Source organism: Staphylococcus sp. HMSC065D05 (assembly GCF_001813195.1).
In the GTDB taxonomy this organism is placed as follows: domain Bacteria; phylum Bacillota; class Bacilli; order Staphylococcales; family Staphylococcaceae; genus Staphylococcus; species Staphylococcus epidermidis.
Genome location: NZ_KV811746.1, coordinates 482,678 through 492,113 on the forward strand (window position 1 = coordinate 482,678; position 9,436 = coordinate 492,113).

A 9,436-nucleotide genomic window follows, 5' to 3' on the forward strand; every position below is an offset into this window, starting at 1 on the left:
GAAAGGATGGGCACAAATGAAAATCGGTATAACATGTTACCCGTCCATGGGTGGTTCTGGCATTATTGCTACAGAGCTCGGTATTAAAATGGCAGAACGTGGCCATGAAGTTCACTTTATTACCTCAAATATACCCTTTAGAATACGCAAACCTTTACCTAACATGACGTTCCACCAAGTTGAAGTCAATCAATATGCCGTATTCCAATATCCACCATACGATATTACATTAAGTACAAAAATTTCTGACGTTATACAAGAATATGATTTAGACATATTGCATATGCATTATGCTGTACCTCACGCTGTATGTGGTATATTAGCTAAACAAATGTCAGGTAAAGACGTCAAAATTATGACAACACTACATGGCACTGATATAACAGTGTTAGGTTATGACCATACTTTACAAAACGCGATAAAATTTGGCATAGAACAAAGTGATATTGTGACAAGTGTTAGTCATTCACTAGCAAAGCAAACTTATGAAATTATCAATACTCAAAAGGAAATCATCCCTATATATAATTTTGTACGGGAAAATGAATTCCCAACTCGTCATAATGAAGAATTAAAAGATTGTTATGGTATCTCTTCTGAAGAAAAGGTACTGATACATGTTTCTAATTTCAGAAAAGTAAAACGCATTGATACAGTGATTGAGACATTTGCAAAAGTTCATGAGAGTATACCGTCCAAGTTGATACTTTTAGGAGATGGCCCAGAATTAATCGATATGCGACATAAAGCACGAGAGCTCGATGTGGAAGCACACGTACTCTTTTTAGGCAAACAAAATGACGTAAGCGCATTCTACCAACTATCTGATTTAGTATTGCTCTTAAGTGAGAAAGAAAGTTTTGGATTAACTCTCTTAGAAGCAATGAAAACAGGCGTCTTACCTATAGGGAGTCGTGCAGGTGGTATTAAAGAGGTCATCAGACATGAAGAAACTGGATTTATAGTAGATATAGGAGATAGTACACAAGCTGCAAAGTATGCTATTAAACTTTTATCAAATCCAGAATTATATCAAAAAATGCAATCCCAAATGCTGAAAGATATTGAAGCAAGATTTAGTTCAGATTTAATTACTGACCAATATGAAAACTATTATCGAAAGATGCTAGAACAAGGTGAGAACAGCAATGAGTCATGAGATATTTGAACAAGCAAAACCTATTTTAAAAAAGATTCAAAATAATGGTTTTAAAGCTTATTTCGTTGGTGGATCAGTACGTGATTACATCATGCAACGACCTATACATGATGTTGATATTACCACCAGTGCAATGCCTGACGAAATAGAATCTATATTTGATAAAACCATACCAGTGGGTAAAGAACACGGTACGATCAACGTGGTATTTCAAAATGACAATTATGAAATCACTACATTTAGATCTGAAGATGAATACATCAATCATCGTAGGCCCAGTGAAGTGTATTTTGTAAGAGATTTGTATCAAGATGTTCAACGTAGAGATTTTACAATGAATGCTATAGCAATGGATCTAAATTACCAGTTGTATGATTATTTTAATGGTCAACAAGATATAAAAAATCGAGTAATTCGTACTGTTGGTGTACCAAGTGAAAGGTTCTCAGAAGACGCGCTTCGTATTATTAGAGGATTACGTTTTCAATCACAACTTAATTTTCAAATTGATTCAGACACATTACAAGCAATGTCTTCTCATATTTCAGATATACAATATTTATCCGTTGAACGTGTAGTAGTAGAGCTTAAAAAGCTTATCATGGGAAACAATGTTAAACAAAGCTTTGAAGTCATGCAAAACATGAAAGCATTTAATTATATACCTTTTTTCAAATCATTTGAGATGTCTCATCTTCATATAGATGAGCCCATCACATTTGAACTTTGGATTGCAATCTTAATCGTCCAACAACCAAAAGATGTACAATTAAGCTCCTTGAAAATTAGCAATCAAGAAAAAGCAACTATCAAAAAATGGATTACACTCATCCAAACATTGCCTAAGATACAGTCAAAGCAATCTTTAATAACATTAGTATATGATTACAATTTAAAAGATATTGAAATCCTATTATCATTACATCATTTGCTTAAACAAAATGGGCTTACAACAGCCAATCAATTAATCATTAATGAAATAAGTATTCGCGAAGCAAATAAAAAATTACCTATCCATTGCAGAAAAGAATTGGCAATAAATGGTAAAGATATACTCAATCATACGAATAAAAATTCAGGACCATGGCTAAAAGATACACTTAGAGAAATAGAAATCGCAGTCATATCAAATCAAATAGCCAATACTAAAGAAGAAATATTAGAATGGGTGGATGCACATGTCAAAATATAGTCAAGACGTCATTAAAATGTTGTATGAACATCAATCAAATTACATATCAGGGCAATATATTGCCGATCAACTCAATATTTCTAGGGCAGGTGTCAAAAAAGTTATTGATCTATTAAAAGAAGATGGTTGTGATATCAAGTCAATAAATCACAAAGGCCATCAACTGAATTCATTACCTGATCAGTGGTATAGCGGTATTGTAAAACCCATTCTTGATGAACTTGGCCTTTTTAATCATCTAGAAGTTTATCACACTGTAGATTCAACACAATTAAAAGCAAAGAGAGCACTCGTTGGAAATAATGATACATTCTTAATCTTGAGCGATGAACAAACAGAAGGTCGAGGTAGATTCAATCGTAATTGGGAATCATCTAAAGGAAAAGGGTTGTGGATGTCACTTGTACTAAGACCTGACGTACCTTTTTCTATGATACCTAAATTTAATTTATTTATTGCTTTAGGTATTAGAGATGCTATTCAACAATTTTCGAACGAACGTGTAACAATTAAATGGCCAAATGATATATATATTGGTAATAAAAAAATTTGCGGATTTTTAACTGAAATGGTTGCTAACTATGATGCAATAGAAGCAATAATTTGTGGTATAGGTATAAATATGAATCATGTTGAAAGTGATTTTGATGAGGATATTAAAGATAAAGCAACAAGTATACGTATGCATTCCGATAGTAAAATTAATAGATATACTTTTTTAACTACATTATTAACTCAAATTATACATCGATTTGATCAATTTTTACATCAAACTTTTGAGTCAATTCGAGAAGAATATATTCACACTACAAATATATGGCATCGTCAACTTAAATTCACTGAAAATGATCATCAATTTTTGGGGGAGGCCATAGATATTGATTCAGATGGATTCCTTATAGTTAAAGATGAAGAAGGTCAATTACATCGACTTATGAGTGCAGATATAGATTTATAAACACAAAAATGAGGAGCGGACATTATGGGAATAGCAACATTTGCAGTTGTGGATTTAGAAACAACTGGAAATCAACTGGATTATGATGAAATCATTCAAATTGGCATTACATTTGTACGTCAGAATCAAGTCATTGATACATACCATTCAATGATACGTACCGATTTAGAAATTCCACCGTTTATCCAAGCCTTAACTTCTATAGAAGAAGAAATGTTGGTACAGGCACCTTATTTTAATGAGGTCGCAGATGACATTTATCAACTTATCAAAGACTGTGTTTTTGTTGCACATAATATCTCATTCGATCTTAATTTTATAAAAAAAGCTTTTGAAAAATGTAATATTCAATTTAAACCTAAAAGAGTCATGGATACTTTAGAATTGTTTAAAATCGCATTCCCTACAGACAAAAGCTACCAGTTAAGCGCATTGGCTGAATCACATCATATCCCGTTAAATAATGCACATAGAGCAGATGAAGATGCAACAACAACTGCTAAATTGATGATTAAAGCTTTTGAGAAGTTCGAGCAATTGCATTTAGATACACAAAAACAACTGTACTATTTAAGTAAAAATCTCAAGTATGATCTTTATCATATTTTGTTTGAAATGGTTAGAAATTATCAAACCAAACCACGTAACAACCAATTTGAACAATTTGAACAAATTATTTACCGTAAACAAATTGATTTAAAAAAACCGGCTGTCAATTTTGATGGTACCTTAAAAGATTTATATAAAAATGTCACTCAATCATTAAATCTTACATATCGGCCACAACAGTTATACCTAGCCGAAATTATACTTGATCAGTTGATGCATAGTGATAAAGCAATGATTGAAGCTCCTTTAGGTAGTGGAAAGTCTCTTGCTTATCTGCTGGCAGCAACAATGTATAATATTGAAACCGGTCGTCATGTAATGATTTCAACAAATACAAAATTATTACAAAGTCAGCTATTAGAAAAAGACATACCATTACTCAATGATGTTTTAGATTTTAAAATTAACGCGTCATTAATCAAAAGTAAAAATGATTATATATCTCTTGGTCTTATCAGCCAAATTCTTAAAGATGATACAAGTAATTATGAAGTAAATATTCTTAAAATGCAGTTACTTATTTGGATAACTGAAACAAATACTGGGGACATACAAGAATTAAATCTTAAAGGTGGACAAAAAATGTATGTTGACCAAAAAATTGAAACATACGTTCCAGTTCGTCATGATATCCATTATTACAATTATATAAAAAGGAATGCTCAAAACATACAAATTGGTATCACTAATCATGCGCACTTAATTCATTCAGACAGCGAAAACACTATATATCAACTATTTGATGATTGCATCATCGATGAAGCACATAGATTGCCTGACTATGCGCTAAATCAAGTTACCAATGATTTAAATTATTCAGATGTTAAATATCAATTAGGACTTATTGGCAAAAATGAAAATGAAAAACTACTTAAAGCAGTAGACAAACTTGAGCAACAACGTATTTTAGAGAAACTAGATATTGCACCTATAGACGTTTTTGGTCTAAAAATAAATATCAATGAGTTACATGATTTAAATGAGCAACTATTCACTACAATTTATAACATTATTCAAACATCAGACGTTTATGATGATGACATTCATAAGTATCATTACGTTTATGAGTTTGAAACGAGTGAGATTTTAAAAGATTTACGTTCAATCATAGATAAATTAAATAAAACAATAGAAATATTTAACGGAATGAATCACAAAACAATCAAGTCCATACGAAAACAATTATTATACTTACATGACAAATTTAAACTTATCGAACAAAGTATAAAAGATTACCATACTAGCTTTATTTCAATTAAAAATTTAGCACAAAAATCAACAATCCGGCTCTTAGTCAAGGATTATGATGTTAAGGATATCCTGACGAAACAAGTACTTGAAAAATTTAAGTCTCTTACATTTATATCAGGCACATTAGCTTTCAATCACTCATTTAAAGCATTTCAAAATTGGTTTAATGAAGACATAGACTTTAATACATTTGAAATTTCAACACCTTTAACATCATCCAACCATACAAATGTTTTTGTGCCCAATGATGTTGAAACGTACAATTATAAAAATTTAGACGATTATGTAGCTTCAATTGTTGACTATATTGTTGAATACATTACAGTAACACAGTCTAAATGTCTTGTCTTATTTACAAGCTATAAAATGATGCATATGGTTCAAGATTTGTTAAATGAATTACCTGAATTAGAAGATTATGTCATTTTAACCCAACAGCAAAACCAAAATTATAAAATTGTTCAACAGTTTAATAACTTTGATAAATCAATACTTCTTGGAACATCAACATTTTTTGAAGGTTTTGATTTTCAAGCCAATGGCCTTAAATGTGTAATGATAGCTAAATTACCATTTATGAATAAACATAATATTAAATACTGGCTCATGGACTCTGAATTCACATCAACTTTTAAAGATTATGTATTACCTGATGCTGTGACTAGGTTTAGACAAGGTCTTGGACGTCTTATTCGACACGAAGACGACAAAGGACTTATTGTGTCATTTGATGATCGACTAGTAAATAGCACATATAAAAACTTTTTTGCTCAATCACTAGAACATTTTAAACAACGAAAAGGTAACATTAAACAGTTTAATAAATTACTGAATCAAATACAGAGGTCTATCGATAAAGAGAGTAAAAGCTAGCTTTTTAGAAATCTATAATAAATCATATCGTATGATTCCAGTTACTCAACTTGTAGAAGTTAAAGACATATTTTGTTAAAATAAATGAGTATTTAAAAAGAAAAATATAGGAGTTTGGTTATGAAGACTACGATTAAACAAGCGAAAAAACATCTTAACCAAGAAGTAACAATTGGTGCTTGGTTAACTAATAAACGTTCAAGTGGTAAAATAGCGTTCTTACAATTACGCGATGGTACAGGATTTATGCAAGGAGTAGTAGTAAAATCTGAAGTTGATGAAGAAACATTTCAACTAGCAAAAGATATTACTCAAGAATCATCTTTATATATCACAGGAACGATTACAGAAGATAATCGTTCTGATTTAGGCTACGAAATGCAAGTTAAATCAATCGAAATTGTACATGAAGCACATGATTATCCTATTACACCAAAAAATCATGGAACAGAATTTTTAATGGATCATCGTCACTTATGGTTACGTTCAAAAAAACAACATGCTGTCATGAAAATAAGAAATGAAATCATCCGTGCAACATATGAGTTTTTCAATGAAAATGGCTTCACTAAAATTGATCCACCTATTTTAACAGCAAGTGCACCAGAGGGAACAAGTGAGTTATTCCATACAAAATATTTCGATGAAGATGCATTTTTATCACAAAGTGGGCAATTGTATATGGAAGCAGCCGCAATGGCTCACGGACGTGTTTTTTCATTCGGCCCAACTTTTCGTGCAGAAAAATCTAAAACACGTCGCCATTTAATTGAATTCTGGATGATTGAACCAGAAATGGCCTTTACAAATCATGCAGAAAGCTTAGAAATACAAGAACAGTATGTGTCTCACATTGTTCAATCTGTTTTAAATCATTGCCAATTAGAACTCAAAGCTTTAGATAGAGATACAACTAAACTAGAAAAAGTTGCTACACCTTTCCCTAGAATTTCTTATGATGATGCTATCGAATTCTTGAAAAAAGAGGGGTTCAATGATATTGAATGGGGTGAAGACTTTGGTGCACCACATGAAACAGCAATCGCTAATCACTATGATTTACCAGTATTCATTACAAATTATCCAACTAAAATTAAACCATTCTATATGCAACCAAATCCGGACAATGAAGATACAGTATTATGTGCTGATTTAATTGCGCCTGAAGGTTACGGTGAAATTATTGGTGGTTCCGAACGTATTAATGATTTAGAATTATTAGAACAACGCATTAATGAGCACGAATTGGATGAAGAAAGTTATAGCTATTATTTAGATTTACGTCGTTATGGTAGCGTACCACATAGTGGTTTTGGCTTAGGCTTGGAGCGAACAGTAGCTTGGATTTCTGGAGTTGAACATGTTCGTGAAACATCTCCATTCCCACGTTTACTTAATCGCTTATATCCATAATTGATTATTCGTATTTATGTTCAAAATACCATTTTTGAAACGTCCAGTCATTTTAAGGCTGGGCGTTCATTTTAAATAGGAGGTAGTAATATTATGGATCTAATTCAATTAAAAACAAGACCTGTTGTTATAAGACGAGAATTGTTTGATCATTATTCAGAGTTAGGTTTGGATGAACAAGATTTAGTTATTTTGATAAAACTTTTATATGCATCTGAAACTTCTAATAAGCAACCTTCTATTGAGTTTCTTCAAAAAGGATCAACTATGGAACCTCGTCAAATTACTTCCGTAATACAAAACTTAATTCAAAGAGAATTATTAGAACTCAATGTTAATAAAGACGAAGAAGGTAAATTCACTGAATACATGAATTTAGATCCCTTCTATCACAAATTAAATCAATTATTAAAACATCAATACTTAAAACATGAGGAACAAGATAAAAAAGAGCAATTTAAGCAATTGTTTCAGTTAGTTGAGCAATCGTTCGGCAGACCACTATCTCCATATGAAATTGAAACATTAAATCAGTGGATTGATGTCGATCACCATGACTTATCAGTTATACAAGCCGCTCTTGATGAGGCACTTAGCCAAAAGAAACTTAGTTTTAAATATATTGATCGTATTTTATTAAATTGGAAAAAGAATAATGTGAAAACAGTTGACGATTCAAAGAAAATAAGAGAACAGTTTAACAAACCAAAAATGAAGCATGTTGTTAAAAAGGTGCCTAAATTTGACTGGTTGAATGGAGAGAATCCTAATGATAAGTAAGAAAAAAGCATTACAAATGATTGATGTTATAGCGGATATGTTTCCTAATGCAGAATGTGAGTTAAACCATAGAAATGCATTTGATCTTACAATAGCTGTATTATTATCAGCACAGTGTACTGATAATCTAGTCAATCGTGTTACGCAATCATTATTTAGAAAATATCGAACACCCGAAGATTATTTAAATGTGAGTGATGAAGAATTACAAAATGATATACGCTCTATTGGATTATATCGCAATAAAGCCAAAAATATAAAAAAATTATGTCACTCTTTAATTGAACAATTTAATGGTCAAATCCCACAAACACATAAAGAATTAGAGAGTCTAGCTGGAGTGGGACGAAAAACAGCAAATGTTGTAATGAGTGTTGCATTTGGAGAACCTTCTTTAGCTGTCGACACTCATGTTGAGAGAGTTTCTAAACGTTTGGGAATTAATCGTTGGAAAGATAATGTAAGACAAGTAGAAGATCGATTATGTGATATTATCCCAAGAGATAGATGGAATAAAAGCCATCATCAATTAATATTTTTTGGGAGATATCATTGTCTTGCTAGAAAACCTAAATGTGAGATATGTCCATTGTTAAATGATTGTAGAGAAGGGCAAAAACGACATAAAGCAAAGATAAAGGAGGCGTGATGATATGATTGAAAAACAGGATTTCAATCATATAGAAGACCAACTTGATCAACTAGCAAGTAATAAACAACTCAAAACACCAGAAGCTAGGGAACTTTTAGATACTTATTTCGATTTAATCATTAACTATTTTAAACAAATAAATAACATAGATGAAATTCATTTTAATCAACTCGATACATATCCAGTGGTTCCAATGAATTTTGATGAACGCTATCATTATATGGTTGCACGTAAACACCATTTTATGGGCTATCGTCAAATGAAAACATTGAAATCAGAATTAATAAAAATGAATGCATCTTATCTAATTAGAAAGCAACGTCAACAAAAATAAATTTAATTTTAATTATTCTATTTTATACCTATATCAACATTCATAATTCACATTCGATGTAGTTAATCAAATTAATTAATAACTAGAGAACTCAGATTATTACTGCACATGCTAAATTTACTTTTCTAGGACAGAAAAAGCTCCAATTTCATTTTCTTGAAATTGGAGCTTTAAGTTTAGGCTCTATAATAAATTGGACTGATGACTAAAAATCA

General features: G+C 31.3%; 8 protein-coding genes. All 8 read left to right on the plus strand.

What is annotated here, in order from left to right:
• The first annotated feature begins 16 nt into the window (after window positions 1-16).
• The 8 genes from bshA (at window position 17) to HMPREF2897_RS07390 (ending at window position 9,221) form a co-directional block, all read left to right on the plus strand.
• Window positions 17-1,159 carry an N-acetyl-alpha-D-glucosaminyl L-malate synthase BshA gene (bshA, locus tag HMPREF2897_RS07355; protein WP_070592857.1) on the plus strand — a complete coding sequence of 381 codons (1,143 nt, stop codon included), beginning with the start codon at window positions 17-19 and terminating at the stop codon, window positions 1,157-1,159.
• On the plus strand, window positions 1,149-2,351 hold the full coding sequence (locus tag HMPREF2897_RS07360; protein WP_070592858.1) for a CCA tRNA nucleotidyltransferase: 1,203 nt from the start codon (window positions 1,149-1,151) through the stop codon (window positions 2,349-2,351). The genes bshA and HMPREF2897_RS07360 overlap by 11 nt, the downstream gene beginning before the upstream one ends.
• Entirely contained in the window at window positions 2,338-3,309 is a 972-nt protein-coding gene (locus tag HMPREF2897_RS07365; protein ID WP_070592859.1) for a biotin--[acetyl-CoA-carboxylase] ligase, read from the plus strand. The genes HMPREF2897_RS07360 and HMPREF2897_RS07365 overlap by 14 nt, the downstream gene beginning before the upstream one ends.
• Window positions 3,310-3,333: 24 nt before the next feature.
• Window positions 3,334-6,042 carry a helicase C-terminal domain-containing protein gene (locus HMPREF2897_RS07370; RefSeq protein ID WP_070592860.1) on the plus strand — a complete coding sequence of 903 codons (2,709 nt, stop codon included), beginning with the start codon at window positions 3,334-3,336 and terminating at the stop codon, window positions 6,040-6,042.
• Between the two features lie 120 nt (window positions 6,043-6,162).
• Window positions 6,163-7,455, plus strand: coding sequence for an asparagine--tRNA ligase (gene asnS, locus HMPREF2897_RS07375; protein WP_002446460.1), 1,293 nt, complete (start codon window positions 6,163-6,165; stop codon window positions 7,453-7,455).
• Window positions 7,456-7,548: 93 nt separating this feature from the next.
• Entirely contained in the window at window positions 7,549-8,235 is a 687-nt protein-coding gene (locus HMPREF2897_RS07380; RefSeq protein ID WP_070592861.1) for a DnaD domain-containing protein, read from the plus strand.
• Window positions 8,225-8,884, plus strand: coding sequence for an endonuclease III (gene nth / locus HMPREF2897_RS07385; protein ID WP_002446458.1), 660 nt, complete (start codon window positions 8,225-8,227; stop codon window positions 8,882-8,884). Before HMPREF2897_RS07380 ends, nth begins: the two co-directional genes overlap by 11 nt.
• A 4-nt stretch (window positions 8,885-8,888) precedes the next feature.
• Window positions 8,889-9,221 carry a YpoC family protein gene (locus tag HMPREF2897_RS07390; RefSeq protein ID WP_002457679.1) on the plus strand — a complete coding sequence of 111 codons (333 nt, stop codon included), beginning with the start codon at window positions 8,889-8,891 and terminating at the stop codon, window positions 9,219-9,221.
• Window positions 9,222-9,436 lie beyond the last annotated feature (215 nt).

What these genes read in the sequence shown, in the direction of transcription:
- bshA (WP_070592857.1), top strand. Translation starts at nt 17, where the DNA reads ATGAAAATCGGTATAACATGTTACCCGTCCATGGGTGGTTCTGGCATT.
- HMPREF2897_RS07360 (WP_070592858.1), top strand. Translation starts at nt 1,149, where the DNA reads ATGAGTCATGAGATATTTGAACAAGCAAAACCTATTTTAAAAAAGATT.
- HMPREF2897_RS07365 (WP_070592859.1), top strand. Translation starts at nt 2,338, where the DNA reads ATGTCAAAATATAGTCAAGACGTCATTAAAATGTTGTATGAACATCAA.
- HMPREF2897_RS07370 (WP_070592860.1), top strand. Translation starts at nt 3,334, where the DNA reads ATGGGAATAGCAACATTTGCAGTTGTGGATTTAGAAACAACTGGAAAT.
- asnS (WP_002446460.1), top strand. Translation starts at nt 6,163, where the DNA reads ATGAAGACTACGATTAAACAAGCGAAAAAACATCTTAACCAAGAAGTA.
- HMPREF2897_RS07380 (WP_070592861.1), top strand. Translation starts at nt 7,549, where the DNA reads ATGGATCTAATTCAATTAAAAACAAGACCTGTTGTTATAAGACGAGAA.
- nth (WP_002446458.1), top strand. Translation starts at nt 8,225, where the DNA reads ATGATAAGTAAGAAAAAAGCATTACAAATGATTGATGTTATAGCGGAT.
- HMPREF2897_RS07390 (WP_002457679.1), top strand. Translation starts at nt 8,889, where the DNA reads ATGATTGAAAAACAGGATTTCAATCATATAGAAGACCAACTTGATCAA.